11 protein-coding genes are annotated in these 22,976 nt (G+C 72.4%); 4 read left to right on the top strand and 7 right to left on the bottom strand.

Annotation, left to right across the window (positions count from 1 at the left end):
* Nucleotides 1-3 precede the first annotated feature (3 nt).
* Together ETAA1_RS03400 and ETAA1_RS03395 are read right to left on the bottom strand one after the other, a co-directional pair.
* Nucleotides 4-1,563: a glutamate--tRNA ligase gene (locus tag ETAA1_RS03400; RefSeq protein WP_145234312.1), complete on the bottom strand. Its 1,560-nt coding sequence runs from the start codon at nucleotides 1,561-1,563 to the stop codon at nucleotides 4-6.
* A gap of 169 nt (nucleotides 1,564-1,732) precedes the next feature.
* Nucleotides 1,733-2,242, bottom strand: coding sequence for a MaoC family dehydratase (locus ETAA1_RS03395; RefSeq protein WP_145234310.1), 510 nt, complete (start codon nucleotides 2,240-2,242; stop codon nucleotides 1,733-1,735).
* A 90-nt stretch (nucleotides 2,243-2,332) separates the two neighbouring features.
* Here ETAA1_RS03395 and pepT point away from each other — a divergent pair, with 90 nt between their 5' ends.
* Nucleotides 2,333-3,559: a peptidase T gene (gene pepT / locus ETAA1_RS03390; protein WP_145234309.1), complete on the top strand. Its 1,227-nt coding sequence runs from the start codon at nucleotides 2,333-2,335 to the stop codon at nucleotides 3,557-3,559.
* A 113-nt stretch (nucleotides 3,560-3,672) separates the two neighbouring features.
* On the opposite strand, the gene ETAA1_RS03385 is transcribed toward pepT, so the two are convergent.
* The 3 genes from ETAA1_RS03385 to ETAA1_RS03375 all read right to left on the bottom strand — a co-directional run bounded on the left by ETAA1_RS03385 (nucleotide 3,673) and on the right by ETAA1_RS03375 (nucleotide 8,493).
* Complete coding sequence (locus tag ETAA1_RS03385) at nucleotides 3,673-5,073, bottom strand: DUF1501 domain-containing protein (protein WP_145234307.1); 1,401 nt, start codon at nucleotides 5,071-5,073, stop codon at nucleotides 3,673-3,675.
* Between the two features lie 89 nt (nucleotides 5,074-5,162).
* Complete coding sequence (locus ETAA1_RS03380) at nucleotides 5,163-5,651, bottom strand: hypothetical protein (protein WP_145234305.1); 489 nt, start codon at nucleotides 5,649-5,651, stop codon at nucleotides 5,163-5,165.
* A gap of 7 nt (nucleotides 5,652-5,658) precedes the next feature.
* The gene (locus ETAA1_RS03375; RefSeq protein ID WP_145234303.1) at nucleotides 5,659-8,493 is read right to left on the bottom strand and encodes a DUF1553 domain-containing protein; all 2,835 of its coding nucleotides are present in this window, start codon (nucleotides 8,491-8,493) and stop codon (nucleotides 5,659-5,661) included.
* A 180-nt stretch (nucleotides 8,494-8,673) separates the two neighbouring features.
* On the opposite strand from ETAA1_RS03375, the gene ETAA1_RS03370 reads away from it, so the two are divergent.
* Nucleotides 8,674-9,795, top strand: coding sequence for a D-TA family PLP-dependent enzyme (locus ETAA1_RS03370; RefSeq protein WP_145234301.1), 1,122 nt, complete (start codon nucleotides 8,674-8,676; stop codon nucleotides 9,793-9,795).
* Nucleotides 9,796-9,799: 4 nt separating this feature from the next.
* On the opposite strand, the gene ETAA1_RS03365 is transcribed toward ETAA1_RS03370, so the two are convergent.
* Both ETAA1_RS03365 and ETAA1_RS03360 read right to left on the bottom strand, forming a co-directional pair.
* Nucleotides 9,800-10,558 (bottom strand): hypothetical protein, encoded by a 759-nt coding sequence (locus ETAA1_RS03365; RefSeq protein ID WP_145234300.1) that lies wholly within the window; start codon nucleotides 10,556-10,558, stop codon nucleotides 9,800-9,802.
* Nucleotides 10,559-10,688: 130 nt separating this feature from the next.
* A complete protein-coding gene (locus ETAA1_RS03360) occupies nucleotides 10,689-11,417 on the bottom strand; it encodes an alpha/beta hydrolase (RefSeq protein ID WP_145234298.1) in 729 nt (242 codons plus the stop codon).
* Between the two features lie 613 nt (nucleotides 11,418-12,030).
* On the opposite strand from ETAA1_RS03360, the gene ETAA1_RS03355 reads away from it, so the two are divergent.
* Nucleotides 12,031-21,564: a tandem-95 repeat protein gene (locus tag ETAA1_RS03355; protein ID WP_145234297.1), complete on the top strand. Its 9,534-nt coding sequence runs from the start codon at nucleotides 12,031-12,033 to the stop codon at nucleotides 21,562-21,564.
* Between the two features lie 26 nt (nucleotides 21,565-21,590).
* Complete coding sequence (locus ETAA1_RS03350; protein WP_202920632.1) at nucleotides 21,591-22,934, top strand: hypothetical protein; 1,344 nt, start codon at nucleotides 21,591-21,593, stop codon at nucleotides 22,932-22,934.
* Nucleotides 22,935-22,976 lie beyond the last annotated feature (42 nt).

Below are 22,976 nucleotides of genomic sequence, written 5' to 3'. Positions count from 1 at the left end.
GCGTTAGCTCACTTGCTTCAGACCCAGATCGACCCGCCGCAGCGCCTCGGCCTTGCCGAGGATCGCCAGCGTCTCGTACAGCCCGAACCCGACCGTCACGCCGGTGACGGCCACCCGCGTCGCGGCGACGAGCGCCTTGTGCTTGTCCTTCTCCGGCGCCACCGCCTGCAACGCCGCGGCCGTGGTGACGGCGTCGAACGGCTCCGCGGCGGCGAGCGCGTCGCGGTACGCCCGCAGCAACTCGGCGTTCGGCTTCATCGCCTTCTCGACCGCGGCGGGGTCGTACACCGGGTCCGTCCGCAGCAGCGGGCCGGCGAACTGCACCATGTCGGAGAACAGCTTTACCCGGTCGCCCGCGGCCTCGGCCACTTGCGTCAGCCGCGCCCGCACGGCGTCCGGGACCGTCTCGCCGACCAGCCCGGCGCGGCGGAGGTACGGCAGGCAGCGCTCCACCTTGTCGGCGACCGGCACGAGCTTCATGTACTCGCCCTGCAGCCAGTACAGCTTCTTCGTGTCGAAGTTCGCCGCCGCCTTCGTGATCCGGTCCAGGTCGAAGTTCTTGAGGATGGTGTCGAGCGGGATGAACTCGCTCGTCGCGTCCAGCGACCAGCCGAGCCGGACGAGGTAGTTGATGACTGCTTCGGGCAGGTAGCCCAGCTCGCGGTAGTAGGCGACGGTGGCGATGTTCAGGTCGTCGCGGCCCTTCAGCGCTTCGTCGGTCCACCCGCACGCCTTGAGCGCGGCCGTCTCCTGCGCCGACAGCGGCGGCAGGTCGCGCTTGCTCATCTTCTTGTTGTTGTAATTCACGAGCGGGATGTGCGCGAACTCCGGCGGCGTCGCACCCAGCGCCTCGAAGATGAGCAGCTGCGTCGGCGTGTTGGTGAGGTGCTCCTCGGCCCGCACGACGTGCGTGATGCCGAACGCCACCTCGTCCACGACGGTGGCGAACGAGTACAGCGCCCGGCACACGCCGGCGGCGTCCGGGGCGCGGAGCAGCGCCGGGTCGCGGATCGTGCTCGTCTCGACCTTCACCTCGCCGCGGACGTGGTCCTTGAACACGACCGCCCGCCCCTCCGGCACCTTCAGCAGCACCGCCGCCGGCTTCTCGCGGTACAACCGCAGGTTCTCGGCCGGGTCCACGTCGCGGTTGCTGCCGCGGTGGACGTAGGCGCGCTTGGCCTTCTCCGCGGCCTTGCGGCGGGCGTCCTGCTCGTCGGGCGTGGTGTAGTCGGGGTAGGCGTGGCCGGTCTCGATCAGTTGTAGCGCCGCGGCGACGTACCGGTCGTTCCGCTGGCTCTGGAAGTACGGCGCGTGCGGGCCGACGCTGTTACCGCTGGCGTCCTTGGTCGGGCCTTCGTCCCAGTCGAGGCCGAGCCAGTCGAACCCGTCGAGGATCGGCTTCACGGCCTCGGCGCGGTTGCGGGCGGCGTCGGTGTCGTCGATGCGGAGGACGAACTGGCCGCCGTGCCGGCGGGCGTACAGCCAGTTGAACAGCGCCGTGCGGACGCCGCCGATGTGGAGGTAGCCGGTCGGGCTCGGGGCGAAGCGGGTACGAATGGTCATGGTTGGCGGAGTCAGGAAGAGAGTTCACCACAGAGTCACAGAGGGCACAGGGAGAAGACAAAAGACCGAGTGCAAACCAATCGTGGCTTCGAACTCGGTTTCGTCTCGGCTTTGCGTCTTCGCTCTGTGGCCTCTGTGACTCTGTGGTTAATCCGGTTTTCGCCTTAGCTCAGTCGGTGCCGTTGGCGCTCGGCTCGCCCACGGCCACGGGGTCGCCCACGCGCACCAGCGGCCGGCACTCCAGCAGCGTCACCACCTCGCCCTCCTGCACGGTCTTGCCGTCCTGGTTGACGATGCCGCGGTACCACACCACCTCGCCGCGCTTGCCGCGGCCCTTCACCGTCTTCTCCACCACCCGGGTGTGGCAGCGGATCGTGTCGCCGGCGAACACCGGCAGCAGGAAGTTCCAGAACCGCACCCGCAGCAGCGCGATCGTCCGCACCGGCGGCGTCATCACGCCCAGGCCGCTGGCGATGCTGAACACGCCGAACCCGTGCGCGATCGGCCGGCGGAACGGGGTGCCGCGGGCGAACTCGTGGTCGATGTGGATCGGGTTGAAGTCGCCGCTGAACCCCGCGAAGTTGACGATGTCCGTCTCCGTCACCGTCCGCCCGATCGAGTCCCACTCCTGGCCGACCTCCAGGTCGTCGAAGTACAGGTGGTGGGACGAAAAGCTCATGTCGGACTCGCGGAGGCGCGGCGGGCGAAGCAATCGTTTTACGGCGCCGCGGGGGCGAATACCATACCCCCACCGCGCCCCGGAGCCGCCATGTCCGCCCTGCTCGACCGCTTCCTCCGCTACGCTCGGATCGACACCCAGGCCGACGACCGCACCACCGCCTACCCCAGCTCGCCGGGGCAGCTGGTGCTCGGCGCGATGCTCCGCGACGAACTCCGCGCCCTCGGCCTCGACGCCCGCCAGGACGAGCACGGCCTCGTCTTCGCCACCGTGCCGGGGAACGTACCCGGCGCCCCCACCATCGCGTTCAACGCCCACGTGGACACCAACCCCGAGAACTCGGGTAAGGACGTGAACCCGCAGGTAATCCGCGCCTACGCCGGCGGCGACATCACGCTCCCGAAGGACCCGTCGAAGGTGATCCGCGTCGCCGACAACCCCGAGCTGACGGCGCTCGTCGGCAAGACGATCATCACCACCGACGGCACCACGTTGCTGGGCGCCGACGACAAGGCGGGGCTGGCCGTCATCATGGAGGCGGTGCGGACGCTCGTCGAGAACCCGGGCCTGCCGCACGGCCCGGTGGCGGTCGTCTTCACCTGCGACGAGGAAATCGGCCGCGGCGTGCTCCACCTGGAGCCCGCCATGCTCGGCGGCGCCGTCGCCGCGTACACGCTCGACGGCGCCGGCACCGCCGAGATCGAGGACGAGACGTTCAGCGCGGACGCGGCGACGGTCACCATCACCGGCGTGAACATCCACCCGTCGATCGCGAAGGGCCGGATGACGAACGCCATCCGCCTCGCGGGGATGTTCCTGGACCGCCTGCCGAAGCGCCGCCTCAGCCCCGAGACGACCGCCGGCCGCGACGGCTTCCTCCACCCGCTCACCATCGACGGCGGCGTCGGCGAGGTGAAGATCGGCTTCCTCCTGCGCGACTTCGACACGCCACAGCTCGCCGTGCAGGCGGAGCTGCTGCGCGAGATCGGCCGGCAGGTGGAGCGCGAGTACCCCGAGGCGAAGGTGACGGTCGAGGTGCGGAAGCAGTACCGCAACATGCGCGACGGCATCGCCAAGGAGCCGCGGGCGATCGCCTACGCGGCGGAGGCCGTGAAGCGCGCCGGCATGGAGCCGAAGTTCAAGATCATCCGCGGCGGCACCGACGGCGCGATGCTGACGGAGAAGGGGCTGCCGACGCCGAACCTCTCGACCGGCGAGCACAACCCGCACTCGCCGCTGGAGTGGACGTGTCTCGAAGAGATGGAGGCGGCCGTGCGCGTGGTCGTCGAGCTGTGCGGCGTGTGGGCGGGGCGGTAGCCGGAAATGATTCTGCCGCGTGGGAGGGGTCGGGTCGCGGCAACATGTCACGCCGTCAGATCGACCATGGGGCGGGCGATTCTTCCGGCGTGAACTCCAGTGCCAGGAAGGCGTTACGCGATCACCTCGCGCACGACGCGGCCGTGAACGTCAGTCAATCGGAAGTTCCGGCCGCTGTAGCGGAACGTCAGCTTCTCGTGGTCGAGGCCCAGCTGGTGCAGGATGGTCGCGTGCAGGTCGTGCATGTGGACCTTGTTCTCGACGGCCTGACTGCCGTACTCGTCCGTCGCGCCGAACGCCACGCCCTTCTTGAGGCCGCCGCCCGCCATCCACACTGTGAACCCCGCCGGGTTGTGGTCGCGGCCGGTGCCGTTGTCCTGGGCGAACGGCGTCCGCCCGAACTCGCCGCCCCACCACACGATCGTGTCTTCCAGCAGCCCGCGCCGCTTCAGGTCGGCCAGCAGCCCGGCGATCGGCTTGTCGCACGCCTTCGCGTGGTCGGCGTGCTTCGGCATGTTCGAGTGCTGGTCCCACGCCGGGTTGGCGCTGTTGTCGCCGTAGGTCACTTGCACGTAGCGGACGCCCGCCTCGCACAGCCGGCGCGCCATCAGGCACTGCCGGCCGAACGTGTCGGTGGCGCGGTCGTTGACGCCGTACAGCGCCAGCGTCTCGGCCGTCTCCTTCGACAGGTCCAGCACGTCGGGGGCGTTCTGCTGCATCCGGTGGGCCAGCTCGTACGACGCGGCGACGGCTTCGAGCTCGGCGTCGCCGGGGCTGCGGCGCAGTTGCTCGGCGTGGAGGTCGCGCAACAGCTCAAACGGCGGCCGCTGCCCGGCGGGGCTCGTGAGGTTGCGGATGGTCGCCTCCGCGGCGGTGCCGCCGGCGCGGCCGAGCGCCGTTCCCTGGAAGATGGCCGGGAGGAAGGCGGTGCCGTAGTTGCGCGGCCCGCCGTTGCCGGCCGACGGCGCGATGCTCATGAACCCGGGCAGGTTGGCGTTCTCACTGCCGAGGCCGTACAGCACCCAGCTCCCCATGCTGGGGCGGACGAAGTTGGTGCTGCCGCAGTGGAGGAAGAGCGTGGCCGGGCCGTGGGCGACGCCCTCGGTGTGGAGCGAGCGCACGACGCACAGCTCGTCCATGTGCTGGGCGACGTGCGGGAACAGCTCGGACGCCCACAGGCCGCTCTGGCCGCGCTGCTTGAACTCCCACAGCGGCTTCATGACGCGGCGGTTGGTGCCGCGGGCGCCGGTGTTGGCGATGGCGCGGGCGTCGTCGAAGGGCATCTGCCGGCCGTCGTCGGCGACGAGGCGCGGCTTGTAGTCGTAGGAATCGACGTGGCTGACGCCGCCCTGCATGAACAGGAAGATGACGCGCTTGGCCTTCGCCGGGTGGTGCGGCGGGCGCGGCGCGAGGGGGTTCGGCGCCTGGGCGTGCGCCAGGTCGGCGAGGGCGAGGGCGCCGAACCCGCAGGCGGTGCGGGACAGCCACTCGCGGCGGGTGACGGGGGTGAGCATACCGGCGCCTCGGGTTGGGTCATCGGTTAACGAACTTCGCCGTAGGCCGCCCGGGGTTTCCACCCCGGGCGGCGGCGGCGGTATCACGGTCAGCCGCCCGCGTCACGAACATCGGAGTTCGCCCGGTCGCGGTACGCCTGGAAGCCGTCCCACTGCGGTGCGGCGGCGGCGGTCAGGTCCACGAACGAGCCGTCGGCGTCGGACGCCACCGACCAGTTCCGGCCGGCACATACACGGGCGAGCAAGGGAACCGGGTTCCCGGTCCCGCGTACCTCGGCGTGCAGGTATCCGATCGGTTCCTGCTCGAACCCGTACAGCAGGAGGTACAGGTCGTCGGTGTCGTAGCGCGCGTTCAGTTTCTGTTTCGACAGTATCGCCGCGACTTCCGGCGAGAACTTCGCCAGGATCTCGGGCGGGAAGCCGCCGACCATGCCCCATTGAAACTCCGGCACCGCCTGCCGGATCGCCGCGATCACGTCGTCGCGGGCGCCGAGTGGCTGCGGGTCGGGACGGCCCGGGGCGTGGTACGACGCGGGCGGGCTGCCGGCGTAGTTCACGATCGCGACCTCCCACGGCATCGCGGCGTCACTCCACGTACCGGAAGTCGGCCGACGCGAACAGCGCCTGGAACACCGCCGCCCACGCGGCCGGCGGGCTCCCCGACTGGTTCGCCAGGTAGCGCCGCATCGCCGCCCGCTCGCCGTCGGTCGGCAGCCGGCCCAGCGCCAGCCGGTACGCGCGGTCGAGCCGCGCACCATCCGTGGGCAGGTTCTCGGCCAGCACCCGCGCCGCGGCGGCCTTCGCCTGCTCGGCCGGGAACGAGTTGTTCATCATGAACAGCGCCTGCGGCGCCACCGTGCTCGTGCTCCGCTTCCCGACCACCATGCTGGGGTCGGCGAAGTCGAACGCCTCGAACACCTCGGGCAGCGCGTTGCGGAACACCGGCAGGTACACGCTCCGCGCCGCCGACGTGTGCCGGTAGCCGTAGTCGGCTGCGACGTTGTCCTTGAAGTTCGGCCCGCCGGCGAACGCCTCCAGCTTGCCGCTGACGGTCAGCATCGTGTCGCGGATCGCCTCCGCTTCGAGCCGCCGGCGGTTGGCGTGGCCGAACAGGCGGTTCTCGGGGTCGGCCGCGATCGTGCGCGCGTCCGCCCGGCTGCTCTGCCGGTAGGTGCGGCTCAGCACGATCGCCCGCACCAGCTTCTTCACGCTCCAGCCGTCCTGCACGAGGCGCGTCGCCAGGTGGTCGAGCAACTCGGGGTTCGAGGGCGCCTCCCCCGTGGTGCCGAAGTTGTCGGCGGTGCGAACGAGGCCGCTGCCGAACAGCCAGTGCCACGCCCGGTTGGCGTACACCCGGGCCGTCAGCGGGTTGTCCTTCGACGCCACCCAGTCGGCCAGCTGCACCCGGCCGCTCTGGTTCGCGGGCATCGGCGGGACCGGGCCGGCGGTCGCCACCTTGAGGAAGCCGCGCGGCGCCACCGCCCCTTGATTGTGGACGATGCCGCGGACGTTGATCTTGGCGTCCTCGATCTTCGCCTCCTCGACCACGCTCATGGCCATCGGCCGCTTCGGCGCCGCGGCTTGCAGCTTCTTCAGCTCGGCCTCCAGCGCCGCCGCCTGGTCGGCCGCGGCGACCTTTCCGGCGGGCGCCGCCTTGTCCTTCGGCACCTGATCCACGGGGATGAACGCCACCGCGTCGGCGGTGACGTGCCCCTTCGCGCCCTCGTTCGAGATGAGGACGAAGCTCTGGCCGTCCTTCTCGAAGCGGTACTGCCCGAGCGACACGAACCGACCGCGGATCGGCGGGTTCGGCGTCAGGTCGAGGTGGAGCGTCTTCTCGCCGTCGGCGCTGAACACCGTCACCGGCACGTCCTTCGCCCGGCTGCCGCCCGGCGAGTACGCGAACCACACCTCGTACCGGCCGGTGGCCGGCAGGTCGGGGTCGAACGTGATCGTCTTCTCGCCGGCCCCCTTGGCGTCGTCGTGGGTGTAGCCGGCGCCGATGTACGTGCCGGAGAACGTCGAGTCCTTCCAGGTGCCCACCTTCTTCGCGGCCGCGTCGTCCACCACGACGCCGGGCACGTCCTTGACGGCGAGCACGCCCTTGACCGTGCGCTCGGCCGCCGCGTCCTTCGGCGCCTTGGCCTTCGCCACCTTGATGCGGCTTTGCAGGTCGGCGACGGCGGCCTCGTGCTGCTTCACCGCGGCTTCCACCTCGGGTGCTGCGGGCAGCGGCACCTCGACCCAGTTGGACACGTTCGCGTCCTTCAGCGCCTTCACGTTCCGCAAGATGCCGGCGAGGGCGTAGTAGTCGGCGGTCGGGATCGGGTCGAACTTGTGGTCGTGGCAGCGGGCGCAGCTGATGGTCTGCCCCAGCAGCCCCTTGCCGATCACGTCGAGCTGCTCGTCCACCACGTCCATGCGGAGCTGGCGCTTGTCCTGTTCTTCGAGGTTGGTGTTGCCGAGCTGCAGGTACGTGGTGGCGATGATGAGGCGGGCGCGCTCCTCGGGCGTGGCCGCGGCCAGCAGGTCGCCGGCGAGTTGTTCGCGGATGAACTGGTCGAGCGGCACGTCCCGGTTGAAGGCGTCGATGACGTAGTCGCGGTACCGCCACGCCTCCTTGAACACGAGCCCGCGCAGCGTCACCGACTCGGCGAAGCGGGCGGTGTCGAGCCAGTGCCGGCCCCACCGCTCGCCGAACCGCGGCGACGCGAGCAGCGTGTCCACCAGCTTCTCGAACGCCTTCGGGTCGGCGTCGCGGACGAAGGCGTCGATCTCCTCCGGCGTCGGCGGCAGGCCGTGCAGGTCGAAGTAGACGCGGCGCGCCAGCGTGGCGCGGTCGGCGTCCGCGGCGGGGTTCAGCCCCTTCGCTTCGAGCGCGGCGAGGACGTAGCGGTCGATGTCGGTCGCGGGCCAGGCGGCGTTCTTCACGGCCGGCGCGGCCGGCGCCGCCACCGGCCGGTACGACCAGAATTTCCGCCCTTCGTCGATCGACAGCCCGACCTGCTGCTTGACGCCGGTCGCGGCGGTGCGCGGGTCCGGGGCGCCCATCTTCACCCACTTCTCGAAGTCGGCGACGACGGCCGGCGGCAGCTTCCCCTTCGGCGGCATCCGCAGGTCGCCGGTGTAGCGGAGCGATTCGACGATCAGGCTCTTGGCCGGGTCACCGGCGACGAGCGCGGGGCCGCTGTCGCCGCCGGCGCGGACGGCGTCGCGGGTGTCGAGGGCGAGGCCGCCCTTGAGCTTGTTCTTCGCGGCGGCGTCGGCCGAGTGGCAGCTGTAGCAGTGCTCGGCGAGCGCGGGGCGGATCTTCTTCTCGAAGAAGTCGACGCCCGAGCCGGCGGCGTCAGCCGTCGGAGTCTGGGCCGCGGCGGGGGCGGCGGCGAGCACGGCGGCGAGGGCGAGGAGGGCACGCGGCATCGGCAGGAACCCGCGGGAGGGCGACGGGCCGAACGTGGTAGTATTATGCCACACCGGCCGGGGATACAACACCGCGCGGGGGCGTGGGTTCCGCCGCCCGCGGCGTAGCGCCGCGGCGCTACGCCGCGGGCGGCGGAATCCGAATATCCTGACACCACCCCCCAACCCCCCGGGCGCCTCATGCACCCCGCCTACGCCCTCGCCGATGCGGCCGACGTGTTCACCCCGGCGCTCGTGCTGTACCCGGAACTCATCCGCGCCAACATCGCCCGCGTCGTCGAGCTGGCCGGCGGCCCCGGCCGGCTGCGGCCGCACGTCAAGACGCACAAGACGCGCGAGATCGCCCGGATGCTGCTGGACGCCGGCGTGACGAAGCACAAGTGCGCCACCATCGCCGAGGCCGAGATGCTGGCGTCGGCCGGCGCCCCGGACGTGCTCATCGCCTACCCGCTGGTCGGCCCGAACATCAAGCGCCTTGCGGCGCTCATGACCGCATTCCCCGGCACCACCTTCTCCGTGCTCATCGACCACCCGGATAGCGCCAAGGCGCTGTCGGCCGGGATGGCGGCCGCGGGCCACACCGTCGGCGTCGTACTCGATTTGGACGTGGGCCAACACCGCACCGGCATCGCGGTCGGTGACGGGGCGTTGTCACTCTACCTCGCCGCCGCGAAGCTGCCGGGCCTGCGGCCGGACGGGTTCCAGGCCTACGACGGCCACAACCACCAGCCCGACCGGGCCGACCGCGAGGCGGCCGTGCGGGGGTTCCTGGCGCCGGTGCTGGAACTGCGCGCCGCCGCGGAGAAGGCCGGCGTTCCGGTGCCGCGGCTGGTGTGCGGCGGCACGCCGACGTTCCCCATCTTCGCCGGCATGACGGACGTGCCCGGCGTGGAGTGTTCGCCCGGCACGTTCGTGCTGCACGACGCCGGCTACGGCGGGAAGTTCGCCGACCTGGCCGGCATCACCCCGGCCGCGGTGCTGGTGACGCGCGTGATCAGCCGGCCGACGGCGGACCGGGTGACGTTCGACCTCGGCAACAAGGCGGTGGCCGCGGACCCGCCGATGGAGCGGCGGGTTCACCTGCTGGACTTCCCCGAGTACCGCACGGTGGGGCACAACGAGGAGCACCTGATCGTGGAGACGGCGGGGGCGGCGAAGTACGCCCCGGGCGACGTGGTGTACGCGCTGCCGGGGCACGTCTGCCCGACGGTGGCGCTGCACCGCGAGGTGCTGGTGGCCGAGGGGAACCGCGTCGTGGGCCGGTGGGCGGTGGCGGCGCGCGACCGGGTGCTGACGGTGTGACCCGCTACCGCGCTGCCGGCGTCGCCGTCGCGAGCGCCTCCTGGAACGTCACGCAGGCGGCGTGCGGGTACTTGGCGAAGCGCACGACGCGTTCGCCGTCGCGGACCAGAACCGCTCCGCCCGGCTCGCGCGTCAGCGGCAGCAGCACCAGCGCCTCCGCCAGCGTGACCTCCCGCACGCCGATCCCCTTCACGGCCTGGTGCGGCGTCGGGAAGCGGACGTGGACGTGGGGCAGCCGACGCCCCGCGTCCCACGCCGCCGGGGTGCTGGTATCGCTGAACGTGGCCGCCTCGATCAGCCCGCGGGCGGCGGCGGCGACCTTCGGCCGGTCGGCGTCGGGGAACGTCACCTCGACGGCGAGGAGGCCGGTCACGTCGGCGCCGTTGCGGCGGGCGGCGAACGCGAACGCTTCCTGCGCGGTGCGGTTCTCCGCCGCGGACTTGTCGGACAGCCGGCGGGACTGGGTCACGCCGATGCGGGCGAGGTCTTCGTTGGCGCGCGTGGCGTCGCGGTCGGCGGCCGAGAGCGCCCCCTGCGCGAACAGCGCGTCGGCCCGCTCCCGATCCGTGGCGGCGCGCCTCAGCACCGCCTCGGCCTGTTGGAGTTGGGCGAGGTCTTGAGCCGCGCGGGCGGCCGAAATCCGGGCCTGCTGATCGAAGTCGCGCCCGGCCCCCTTCTTCGCCGGCGGCTCGTCCGCGGACCCGAACCTGCCGCCGAACGCGAGGGCGGCAGCCACAGCGAACAGCGACATCATCCGGGGCATGGCGGACTCCGTGGGATCCCGTCCGGGACGCGGCGTGGTTCCCCCATCATGTCGCGGCGCGGGGCGGCGCGTGCAACGAAAAAGCCCGGGGCTGTCGTCCCCGGGCTTTCACGCACACCCACACCAACACTCACACCCCGGCGCGGAGCATCAGCCCGCGGCCGGCGGTTACGCCGCCCATCACCCACCGGTTCACGTCGCGCAGCATGTGGGCGTGGAGCTTCTGCGTCGTCGGGTAGCCGGTCAGCCGCACGTCCGCGCCGGCCGCGTACAGCAGCCGGAAGTCGCGCTCGGCGGTCGAGTACGGCACCACCGGGTTGGCGACGCCGTGGCCGATGAACACCGGCAGGCCGCGCACCGTCCGGAGGTCGAACAGCGGCTTCCCCGCCGGCTTCGGCATCAGCCCGTTCAGCGCGACGACGCCCGCCACCCGGTCGGCCAGTTGCAGCCCGGCCCGGTACGCGGCCGTGGCCCCGTCGCCGACGCCGAGCAGGAACACACGCTCCGAGTGGACGTGGTACGTGCGGCGCGTCTGCTCCACGGCGGCGAGCAGGTAGTCGGTGACGTCGTCGGTGCTGGCGTCGGCCCAGCCGAAGCCGCGGCCGTCGGGGTGGAGACCGCGGAGGGTCAGGCCGATGTAGTTGCGGCGGCTGACCCGCGGCAGCAGCTTCGACCCGCTCTCTTCCGTCCCGCCGGCGGCGTGGAAGGTGACGACGAGCGGGTACGGGTAGCGCGGCTGGTAGTCGGTCGGCAGGAACGTGCGGACGGGGCGGTCCGGGCGGGCCGGCAGCTCGGAGGCGTACATGCCTTCGGCCGGCCGGTCGAGCCGCCAGTGGGTTTGCGAGGTGGCGTCCGTCATGAGCAACCCGTGTGGTCCGGTTGGTGCGGCGGCCCGGGGTCGGGCGGGGGGTCGGGGATCGACGGCGAGCGGGTCGAATCCGCGACAACTCTACGTTCGTGGGCGGGGCCTTTCAAGCCGGCCGCGCCCGCGACTTGAGCCGAACCAGCGAGATTCCGGGCTCCGGTGTCCGGTTGCTCCGCCTGGGTACTGTCACTGGACTGGATAACTTGGGGAGGGTCAACAAGGCGGGCGGAATGCGGAGCGAATTCCGCGCCGCCGCGGCCGGACGCTCGGAGCAGCGGGCAGAACCGGGACAGCCCCTACAACCGGACGAGCGGGTCGACGGGCCGGAATCCGGCAGCGCCTCCGGCTCCACTTTCCGCCGCGCCCGGCCGGGTTGCCGCGGGTTCGGCGGCGCCGCCCACGCCTCGACACGGCGTGGGCATCGCCCCCACGCACGTTCACCAGCATCCCCCCCGGCTGCCCGATGTGAAATTCCGGTTGCCGAGATTGTCGCCTCCCGGTGCCCGTGGTTATACTCGCCGCAGTTCGAGGTTCACGGTCCGGGGGTCGCCCCGAACGTGCCCCCCGCCTCGACAATGTCGGCCCCCGCTACCGACGAGAACCGCCCATGCGTCGCCAGCCGCCTCCCCCGGCTCGTCGTCCGCTCCCCCGGTTGCGCCGCCCGCACCTCGGTCTCGAATTCCTCGAAGGCCGCGACGTCCCCGCCACCCTGACGCTGGCGCTGGACACCGCGGCGCTCGTCGAGAACGGCCCCGCCGCCACCGGCACCGTCACCCGCACCGGCGACCTGTCGCAGGCGCTGGCCGTCGCCGTCGCCAACAGCGACGCCACCGAGGCCAGCGCCCCCGCCGCCGTGACCATCGCCGCGGGGCAGGCCAGTGCCACGTTCGCCGTCAGCCCGGTGGACGACACGATCGTGGACGGCACGCAGGGCGTCACGCTGACCGCCACGGCCCAGACCGGCTCGCTGGTGGTGCGGCCGGACCCGACGTTCGGCGCAGGCGGGTTCGCCGACACGCCGGCCCTCCGCGGCGGCAGTTCGCTCAACCCCGGGGGCGTGCTCGTGCGGCCCGACGGCAGCATCGTCGCTGCCGCGTCCGTGGCCGACGGCGGCCAGGGCTGGGCCGTCCAGTTCCAGAACGCCGACGGCAGCGGCGCCCTCACCAGCTACGTGTTCTTCCCCGGCTACGCCGATCCGGGCACGGCCTACGCCGTCGTGCCCCAGGGGAACAAAATCCTCGTCGCCGGCGACGCCCGCAACAACGGCGTCACCGACTGGGCCGTGGCCCGGCTGAACGCCAACGGCACCCTCGACTTCACGTTCGGCAACAACGGCACGCTCGTCATCCCGCACCTCGGCTACGACAGCATCTACGACCTGGAGGTCGCCGCCGACGGCACCCTCCTCGTCGGCGGCTACTGGGCCGACTCGCCCGACTTCCGCGTCACCCGGCTCACCGCCGACGGCGCCGTGATCGGCTCGGCGAGCGTGCCCGTGCGCGCCGCCCAGGTCGACGAGCGCGCCTACGGCTCCGTGGCCGACATGGCCCTGGACGCGAGCGGCCGGCTGATCCTCGCCGGCACCGCGACGGTGTACACCGCCAGCACCGGGGCCGAGAAGGAGCGGCTCAGCGCCGTCGTGCGGCTGGACGCGAACCTGACGCCGGACGCGACGTTCGGCCCCGGCGGCGTCCGCACCCTCACCGGCAGCAGCTTCGGCACCTTCGACCGCGCCGACGTGGTGGCCGTGGAGGCGGTCGGCACCAACGTCGTGGTCGGCGGCACGGCGTGGGGAGCGAACCAGACCAACGGCCGGTTCGCCGTCGCCCGCTTCACCGCCGACGGCACGCTGGACACGTCGTTCGCCGGCGACGGCACCACGACGCTGAGCCTGGGTGCCGCCGGCGACCTCGACAACGCCGAGGCGTTCGACCTGGCGGTGCAGGCCGACGGCAAGCTCGTGGTGGCCGGCTACTCGTGGCGGACGGGCAACGGCACGAACCAGGCGCTGGCCCGCTTCGCCGCCGACGGCACGCCGGACGCGAACTTCAACGGCACCGGCTTCTACGTCGCCGCCGACTACCCGCAGCAGGCCTCGTTCGAGCAGCTGAACGCCGTCGCGCTCCAGGCCGACGGCCGGCTCGTGGCCCAGGCCGGCGGGTCGGTCTCGGTCACGAACGGGAACGTCACCACGTCCGTGTACAAGCAGTGGCTCGGCCGCTTCGACATGGCCACCGGCGAGGCGCTGACCGCCACCGCGAGTCTCACCGTGGCCGACGACGACCCGTCGCTGACGCTGACGATTTCGCCGGCGACGTTCGGCGAGAACGGCGGCTCGGCGACGGCGACGGTGACGCGGTCGAACCTGGACATGGACTCGGAGCTGGTGGTGACGCTGACGAGCAGCGACGCCACGGAAGCGGACGTGCCGGTGACGATTTCGCTCGCGGCGGGGCAGGCGTCGGCGACGTTCCTGGTGACCGGCGTGGACGACGCCGAGCCGGACGGCACGCGGGCGGTGACGATTACCGCCGCGGCCGGCGGGCTGACCGCGACGGCCGGCGTGACCGTGACCGACGACGAGCCCGCCGGCCCGTCGCTGGTGGTGACGATCTCGCCGGCCGGTGTGCTGGAGCAGACCGGCGCCGCCGCCGCGACCGGCACCGTGACGCGCTACGGCTTCCCGCTGGACCAGCCGCTAGTCGTCACGCTCACGAGCAGCGACACGACGGAGGCCACGGTGCCCGGCACGGTGACGATTCCGGCCGGCGCGACCTCGGCGACGTTCGCCGTCGTCACAGTCGACGACGCGCTCACGGACGGCACGCAGGCGGTGACGATCACGGCCACGGCGACGGCCGCGGGGCTGTCGGGGGCGATCAGCTACGACACGTCGTGGGGGAGTGGCGGCTGGGTGTCGGGGTACGTGCGCGGCCGCGTGGCGGTGGGGGCGGACGGCAAGCTGGTCGTGGCCGGCACCGCGGGTACGGTCGGGTCGAACGCAGACTTCAGCGTCCGCCGGTTCAACCCCAACGGCACGACGGACACGACGTTCGGCTCGTCCGGGTACGTGCAACTGAACCCGGTCGGCGCGTCCGACCAGGTGGAGGCGGTGCTGGTTCAGCCGGACGGCATGGTGGTCGTCGCCGGCTCGGGCGTCACGACCGGGACCACGACCGGCGAGATGGTGGTGGTGCGGCTGCGCGCGAACGGCACGCTCGACGCCACCGGCTTCGGCACCGGCGGCGTGGTGCGGCTGACGTTCGGCTCCGGCGTCGCCGCGGGCGTCCTCGACGCCGCGCTGCAGGCCGACGGGAAGGTCGTCTTGTCCGGGTTCATCGGCACCGACTTCGCCGTCGTCCGGCTCAACGCGGACGGCAGCCCCGACGCCACGTTCGGCACCGGCGGCGTGGTGCGGACGGCCGCGCTGAGCGCGGCCGGCGCCAAGGCCCACGGCGTGGCGGTCGCGCCGGACGGGAAGATCGTCGCCGTCGGGGTGGACGGCGAGGGAACCGCCTCGTCGGTGCTCGTCGTCGCCCGGTACAGCGCGGCCGGCGTGCCCGACGGCTCGTTCGGCAACAGCGGCGTCTCGACCGTGGCGTCCAGCGGCTACGACCAGCGCGGCACCGACGTGGCCGTGCGCGCGGACGGGAAGGTCCTCGTCGGCGTGCGGCTGCGGAACACCTCGAACGGCACCTACGACTACGCCGTTATGCGTTTCAACGCCGACGGCTCGCCGGACAACGGCTTCGGCACCGGCGGCGCGTACGTCGAGCCGACCGCGAGCGCCGTCGGCGGCCCGGCGCGGCTCGTACACCAGGCGGACGGCCGCGTCCTCCTCGCGGGCACGGCCGGCTCCTTCTACGTCCGCTTCGTGCGGCTCACCGCGGACGGCGGCGTCGAGAACACCGCCAACGGCGCCTGGAGCGCGTCCAGCACCGAGGGGCTGGCCCAGGACGCCGCGGGGAACATTTACCTGGCCTACAACTACGGCTCGGGCGGCACCAGCGGGTACGTAGATCGGTACAAGTCGGCCGGCGTGGCGGTGTCCGGCGCGGCCGGGCTGAGCGTGTTGGACAACGAGCCGTTCGCCGCCGCCCCCGACAGCTTCACAACCGCCGAGGAGACGCCGCTGACCGTGGGCGGCTCGGGCGTCCGGGGCAACGACACCGTCGCGGCGCCGCTGAGCGCCACGAGCGTGACGGCGGAGGTGGTGACCGGCCCCACCCGCGGCACACTGGCGTTCAACGCCGACGGCAGCTTCACCTACACGCCGCAGGCCGACTTCGCCGGCACCGACACGTTCACTTACCGCCTCCGCGACGGCGCCGGCGTCAGCAACGTCGCCACCGTCACGCTCACCGTCACGAACGTGAACGACGCCCCGGTCGCGGCCACCGACGCCTACACGGTCGCCGAGGACACCGTCCTCACGGTGGCGGGCACGACCGGCACCACGTCGCTGACCATGGTCAGCGACGCCGGCGACTGGATCGGCCAGGGGCGGACGTACAACCTGTCGCCGAGCACGGGGAACTTCAGCGTCAGCGGCAGCGCCAGCTACCTGACGGTGAACTACCAGAACCCGAACAACGGCTCCGACTACTGGACGCTACAGTTCCGCTCGCGGTTCGACACCGAGCCGCTGGCCGTGGGGCAGTACCTCGGCGCCACCCGCGCCGCGTTCCGCACGCCGGGCACCCCCGGCATGGACATCACCGGCCAGCACCGCGGCTCGAACACGCTCACCGGCTTCTTCACCGTCCTGCAGATCGAGGTGAGCCCGACCGGGCAGGTGACGCGGTTCTCGGCCGACTTCGAGCAGCACTCCGAGGGTGGCACCCCGGCCTTGCGCGGTTCGGTCCGGTTCAACTACTCGCCGGCCGCGATCGGGGTGCTGTTCAACGACACCGACCCCGACGCCGACGTGCTCACGGCCGCGGTCGTGACCGGCCCCGCGCACGGGCAGCTGGCCCTGAACCCGAACGGCACCTTCACCTACACCCCGGACGCGAACTACAGCGGCGCCGACAGCTTCACCTACGTCGCCTCCGACGGCCAGCTGACGAGCAACGTCGCCACCGTGAACCTGACGGTGACGGCGGTGAACGACGCACCCGTCGGCGCGGCCGACTCCGCCACCACGGCCGAAGACACGGCCGTCGTCATCGACGTGCTGGCCAACGACACCGACATCGAGAACAACGCACTGACCATCGGCGCCCTGACGCAGCCGCAGTTCGGCTCGGTGGCGGTGCAGAACGGCCGGGTGCTGTACACGCCGCCGGCGAACTGGAACGGCACCACGTCGTTCACGTACCGCCCGAGCGACGTGGTCGGCGCCGGGCCGAACGGCAACGTCACCACCGTGACCGTGACCGTGACGCCGGCGCCCGACGCGCCCGTCGCCGGCGCCAACAGCTACACCACCGACCAGGGCGTTACGCTGTCCGTGAGTGCCCCCGGCGTCCTCGGCAACGACGCCGACGCGGACGGCGACGCGCTCGCGGCGGCCGTCGTGACCGGCCCGGCGAACGGCGTGCTGACGCTGAACGCCGACGGCAGCTTCACCTACGCCCCGGACCCGGCGTTCTACGGCACCGACTCGTTCACCTACGCCGCGGCCGACGGCACCGGCCTGAGCGCGACCGCGACGGTCACCCTGACCGTGCTGCGGACCAACGACCCCCCGGTGGCGCAGGACGACGGCGCGACGACGACCGAGGACGTGCAGGTCGGCATCGCCGTCATCGCCAACGACTCCGACCCGAACGGCGACGCCATCGTGGCCGTGATGTACACGCAGCCGGCGAACGGCACCGCGGCGTACAGCCCGAACGACGGCCGCATCTACTACCTGCCGCGGGCCAACTGGTCGGGCACCGACACGTTCACGTACCGCGCCTACGACGGCCGGGCGTACAGCGACCCGGCCACGGTCACGGTCACGGTGCTGCCGGTGAACGACGCCCCCGTGGCGTTCAACGACTTCTTCCAGGTGACCGAGGACACGCCGCGCACGGTCACGCTCGTAGAGCCGAACCGGCCGCTCGGGGTACTGTGGAACGACACCGACGTGGAGGGGACCGCGCTCACCGCGACGGTCGTGGCCGGGCCGACGAGCGGGACGTTGACGCTGAACGCCGACGGCAGCTTCACCTACACGCCGGCCCCGAACTTCAGCGGGACCGACCAGTTCTACTACCGCGCCTCCGACGGCCAGGCGCAGGGCAACGTGGCGCTGGTGACCCTGTCCGTGACGCCGGTGAACGACGTGCCGGTCGGCAACCCCGACTTCCTGACGACGACCGAGGACACGCCGCTCGCCATCCCGTACGGCGCGGCGGCCGGCGCGGTGACCGCCAACGACACCGACGCCGATGACGCCAGCAGCCTACTCACCATCGGCGCGTACACGCAGCCGGCGAACGGCACCCTGGAGCCGGGCGTGACGTTCGGCGGGCTGATCTACCGGCCGCGGGCCAACTGGTCGGGCACCGACACGTTCCAGTACCGGCCGATGGACCGCGGCCAGCTGCTGGGGAACTGGACAACGGTGACCATCACGGTGAACCCGGTCAACGACGCGCCGACCGGCCGGCCCGACAGCTACACCGTCGCCGAGGACGGCGTCCTGTCCGTCCCCGCGGCCGGCGTGCTGGCCAACGACACCGACGTGGAGGGAAGCCCGTTCACGGCGCAGCTCGTGACAGGGCCGGCAAACGGCTCGCTGAGCCTCGCCGCCGACGGCAGCTTCACCTACACGCCGAACGCCAACTTCGTCGGCACCGACGCGTTCACCTACCGCCCCGTCGAGGGCACGCTGCAGGGCGCGATCACCACCGTGACGCTGACCGTGACGGCGGTGAACGACCCCCCGACGGCCAACCCCGACGCCTACACCGTGGCCGAGGACGGCGTGCTGACGGTGTCCGGCACGGCGGTGGCGCTGGACCAGCAGAGCCTCCTGACCGGCCAGTTCTACAACGCCGGCCTCAGCGGCACGAACTGGCAGCAGTCGGTGGTCGCCGGCCGCGCCGGCACGCTGGCGTCGTTCGACCTGTTCATCTACTCGGCCAGCACCGTCGGCGCGGCGTTCGACGCGGTCGTCTACCGCGGCGCCCCGTGGCAGACGAGTACGCCGCTGTACACCTTCCGCCTCACGGTCACCGCCGCGATGCTGAACCAGTGGGTGACGTTCGACACGACCGCCGCCGGCATCGCGCTGGCGGCCGGCGAGACGTTCACCATCGGCACCCGCAACGGCTCCGGCCCGACGGTCGGCATCCTCGGCTCGTTCTCGGCCAACGGCGAGTCCTACGCCCCGGGGCGGCTGTGGTACAACGGCTCGGCCCTCGGCACCGGCAGCGCGTACAACCAAGACCTGGCGTTCCGCACCCGCCTCGCCGGCGTCGGCGGCGTCCTCGGGAACGACACCGACCCCGAGAACAACCCGCTGGCCGCGGTGCTCGTGACCGGCCCGGCGCACGGCACCCTGAGCCTCGGCGCCGACGGCGGCTTCACCTACACCCCGGCCGCCAACTACTTCGGCCCGGACAGCTTCACCTACAAGGCGAGCGACGGCGCCCTCGACAGCAACACCACCACGGTGAGCCTCACCGTGACGCCGGTGAACGACGCGCCGACGATCGCGGACGTCCCCACGCTGACGATCCCCGAGGACGCCGGCCCGGTGACGGTGACGCTGACCGGCATCGGCGCCGGCCCCGGCGAGTCGCAGCCGCTGACGGTGCAGGTCGCGTCGAGCAACCCGGCACTGATCCCGACGCCGACGCTCGGCTACACGAGCCCGGGCGGCACGGGCACGGTCACGTTCGCGCCCGCGGCCAACGCCGGCGGCACCGCGAACATCACGGTCATCGTGAACGACGGGGCGCTGAGCCGGTCGGTGTCGTTCGAGGTGATCGTGTCGCCGGTGAACGACGCCCCGGCCGGCCTCCCCGACTCGGTCACGACGAACGAGGACACCGCCGCGACCGGCAACGTCCTCGGCAACGACGGCGACATCGACGGCGACCCGGTGACGGCCCAGCTGGCGAGCAACCCGACGAACGGCACGCTGGCGCTGAACCCGAACGGCACCTTCACCTACACGCCGAACGCCGACTGGAACGGCACCGACACCTTCACCTACCGCCCGTTCGACGGCCAGCTCGCCGGCGACCCGGTGACGGTGACGATCGACGTGCGGCCGGTGAACGACGCGCCCGCGGCCGCCGCCGACAACGGCACCGTGACCGAGGACGGCGTCATCACCGTGGCCGTGCTGGCGAACGACACCGACGCGGACGGCGACGCCCTGACCGTGACCGGGGCCACGAACGGGGCGAACGGCACGGTGACGGTCACCCCGACCGGCGTGACGTACACCCCCGCCGCGGACTTCTTCGGCACCGACTCGTTCACCTACACCGCGTCCGACGGCAACGGCGGCACCGCGACCGGCACGGTGAGCGTGACCGTGAGCCCGGTGGACGACGCGCCGACGCTCGACACGATCGCCGCCGTCACCGTCGCCGAGGACGCCGGCCCGCAGACGGTGAGCCTGGGCGGCATCGGCGCCGGCGGCGGCGAGTCGCAGCCGCTGACCGTCACGGCCACGTCCAGCAACCCGGCGCTGCTCCCGACGCCGACGATCAGCTACGCGAGTCCGAACGCCACCGGCACGCTGACGTTCACGCCCGCCGCCGACGCCTTCGGCTCGGCGACGATCACCGTCGTCGTCGGCGACGGGTCGCTGACGACGACGCGGACGTTCACCGTCACCGTCACCCCGGTCAACGACGCGCCGACGCTCAACGCCCTGGGCAACGTGTCGATCCTGGAGGACGCGGCGCAGCAGGCGGTGAGCCTGAGCGGCATCGGCGCCGGGCCGAACGAGTCGCAGGCGCTGACGGTCACGGCCACGTCCAGCAACCCGGCGCTGATCCCGACGCCGGCGGTGACGTACACGAGCCCGGGCGCGACGGGCACCCTGCGGTTCACCCCCGCGGCCAACGCCAGCGGCACAGCCACCATCACGGTGACGGTCGGCGACGGGGCGCTGACGGTGTCGCGGCAGTTCACCGTGACCGTGACGCCGGTGAACGACGCCCCGAACTTCACCGCGGGGGCGAGCCAGTCCGTCGCCGCCGGGAGCGGCCCGCGGACGGTCAGCGGCTGGGCGACCGGCATCTCGCGCGGCCCGGCCGACGAGGCGGGTCAGGGGCTGGCGTTCACCGTCACTACCACGAACGCGGCGCTGTTCGTGGCGGCGCCGACCATCGACGCGGCCGGGGCGCTGAGCTTCGTCCCCGAGGCGAACGCGACCGGCACCGCGACCGTGACGGTGGTGCTGAAGGACACCGGCGGCACCGCCGACGGCGGCGCCGACACGTCGGCGACGCGGACGTTCACGATCACGCTCACGTCGAACGGCCTGCCGACGACGCCCGGCGTGCGGCTGGTCGGCACCGGGCTGGTCATCACCGGCGCGAACACGAACGACAGCATCACCGTGTCGCCGCAGTCGAATAACCGGGTGCGGGTGCAGGGGTCGCTGAACGGGTCGAGCGTGAACCAGACGTTCACCGGCGTGACCGCGGTCCGGGTGGACGCCGAGGGCGGCAACGACAGCATCAACCTGTCGGCGCTCGCGCTGCCGACGTGGGTCGACGCCGGCGCCGGCAACGACACCGTGACCGGCGGCAGCGGGGCCGACCAGATTTACCTGGGCGACGGCAACGACACGGCCGACGGCGGCGGCGGCAACGACCTGGTCGCCGGCGGCACGGGCGAAGACCTGATCCAGGGCGGGGCCGGCGACGACGACCTCTACGGCGGCGACGGCGACGACTTCGTCATCGGCGGCCCCGGCGTCGACGACCTGTACGGCGGCCTCGGCAACGACATCCTCGTCGGCGGCACCGCGGCCGTGCGGTCGGGGTCCGATTCGCTCCGCAAGGTCCTCACCGACTGGAACCCCGCAGCCACCGGCACCGGCGGGTACGCCAACATCCGCAGCCGGCTGCGGATCACCGACGACGGCGCGGCCGACCGGCTGCGGGGCGACGCCGGCACCGACTGGTTCTGGGTCGGCGGCGCCGACCTGGAACTGGACACGCCGGAGCAGCGGAACTGACGCCAACCTGAATGAGGACTCACCCCGTGACCCGCCCCGCGCTCGCGCTCCTGGCTGCCGCCCTGCTGGCGCCCGCCGCCCCCGCCCAGCAGCCGCCCTACGACGCCTTCCCGCCCGCCGACCCGCCGTACTACCGCGTCCGCTACGCCGCCCCCGCCGAGCCCGGGGGCCTGGCCTTCGCCGTCAACTACACCGTGTGGCTCCCGCCCGGCGTAAAGACGCTGCGCGGCGTCGTCGTCCACCAGCACGGGTGCGGCGAGGGCTCGTGCCGGTCGGGCCTCACCGGCGCCTACGACCTGCACTGGCAGGCGCTCGCCAAGAAGCACGGCTGCGCGCTGCTGAGCCCCGCCTACGAGCAGCCCGAGAAGGCCGACTGCCAGCTGTGGTGCGACCCGCGCAACGGCTCCGACGCCGCCTTCCGCAAGGCGCTGGCCGACCTCGGCGTCAAGGCCGGGCACCCGGAGCTGGCGGCGGTGCCGTGGGCGCTGTGGGGCCACAGCGGCGGCGGCCACTGGGCCGGCGGCATGGTGATGCTCCACCCGGAGCGCGTCGCCGCGGCGTGGCTCCGCTCCGGCGTGCCGGTGCTGGCCGCCGACCCGGCGCGCGCCGGCATCAAGGCGCACACCCTTCCCGCCGCGGCGCTGGCCGTGCCGCTGATGTGCAACCTCGGCACGAAGGAGGGCGTGACCGTGAAGGGCGACCGGTTCGCGGGCGTGTGGGTGGCGAACGAGGCGTTCTTCACCACGGTCCGCGGCCGCGGCGGGCTCGTCGGCGTGTCGGTGGACCCGCTCACGAGTCACGAGTGCGGCAACCAGCGGTACCTGGCGATTCCGTGGCTCGACGCCTGCCTGACGGCGCGCCTCCCCGCGAAGGCCGGCGACCCGCTGCGGCCGATGCCCGCGGACAAGGCCTGGCTCGCGCCGCCGACCGGCACCACGGCTTCAGCGGCCGCCGGCTTCAGCGGCGACGCGCTCAAGGCGGGCTGGCTGCCGGACGAGGCGACGGCGAAGCTCTGGGAGCGCTACGTTGGCGACACGAAGGTGCCCGACACGACCGCCCCGCCGGCGCCGACGAACGTGCGGCTGACGGGCAACCGACTGACGTGGGACGCCGAGGCGGACGTGGAGAGCGGGCTGGCGAAGTTCGTGATCGAGCGCGACGGCAAGGCGCTGGCCGAGGTGGCGGGGAAGAACCCGTTCGGCCGGCCGCTGTTCCAGGGGTTGCAGTACAGCGACACGCCGCCGCAGCCGCTGGGCGTGATGCAGTTCACCGACGCGACCGCAGAGCCCGGCCGGCGGCACGTGTACCGGGTGATTGCGGTGAACACGGCGAGCCTGTCGTCGCCGCCGAGCGCGGAGGCGGCGCGCTGACCGGTTCGGCTTGACCGCGCGGCCGCCGGTCCGCCACAATCC

Origin of the sequence: Urbifossiella limnaea (assembly GCF_007747215.1) — a bacterium.
In the GTDB taxonomy this organism is placed as follows: Bacteria; Planctomycetota; Planctomycetia; order Gemmatales; family Gemmataceae; genus Urbifossiella; species Urbifossiella limnaea.
This window is presented reverse-complemented; position numbering and strand designations above follow the sequence as displayed.

Excerpts from the sequence above, each read along its gene's own strand:
- ETAA1_RS03400 (WP_145234312.1), bottom strand. The coding sequence starts at position 1,563 with ATGACCATTCGTACCCGCTTCGCCCCGAGCCCGACCGGCTACCTCCAC.
- ETAA1_RS03395 (WP_145234310.1), bottom strand. The coding sequence starts at position 2,242 with ATGAGCTTTTCGTCCCACCACCTGTACTTCGACGACCTGGAGGTCGGC.
- pepT (WP_145234309.1), top strand. The coding sequence starts at position 2,333 with ATGTCCGCCCTGCTCGACCGCTTCCTCCGCTACGCTCGGATCGACACC.
- ETAA1_RS03385 (WP_145234307.1), bottom strand. The coding sequence starts at position 5,073 with ATGCTCACCCCCGTCACCCGCCGCGAGTGGCTGTCCCGCACCGCCTGC.
- ETAA1_RS03380 (WP_145234305.1), bottom strand. The coding sequence starts at position 5,651 with ATGCCGTGGGAGGTCGCGATCGTGAACTACGCCGGCAGCCCGCCCGCG.
- ETAA1_RS03375 (WP_145234303.1), bottom strand. The coding sequence starts at position 8,493 with ATGCCGCGTGCCCTCCTCGCCCTCGCCGCCGTGCTCGCCGCCGCCCCC.
- ETAA1_RS03370 (WP_145234301.1), top strand. The coding sequence starts at position 8,674 with ATGCACCCCGCCTACGCCCTCGCCGATGCGGCCGACGTGTTCACCCCG.
- ETAA1_RS03365 (WP_145234300.1), bottom strand. The coding sequence starts at position 10,558 with ATGCCCCGGATGATGTCGCTGTTCGCTGTGGCTGCCGCCCTCGCGTTC.
- ETAA1_RS03360 (WP_145234298.1), bottom strand. The coding sequence starts at position 11,417 with ATGACGGACGCCACCTCGCAAACCCACTGGCGGCTCGACCGGCCGGCC.
- ETAA1_RS03355 (WP_145234297.1), top strand. The coding sequence starts at position 12,031 with ATGCGTCGCCAGCCGCCTCCCCCGGCTCGTCGTCCGCTCCCCCGGTTG.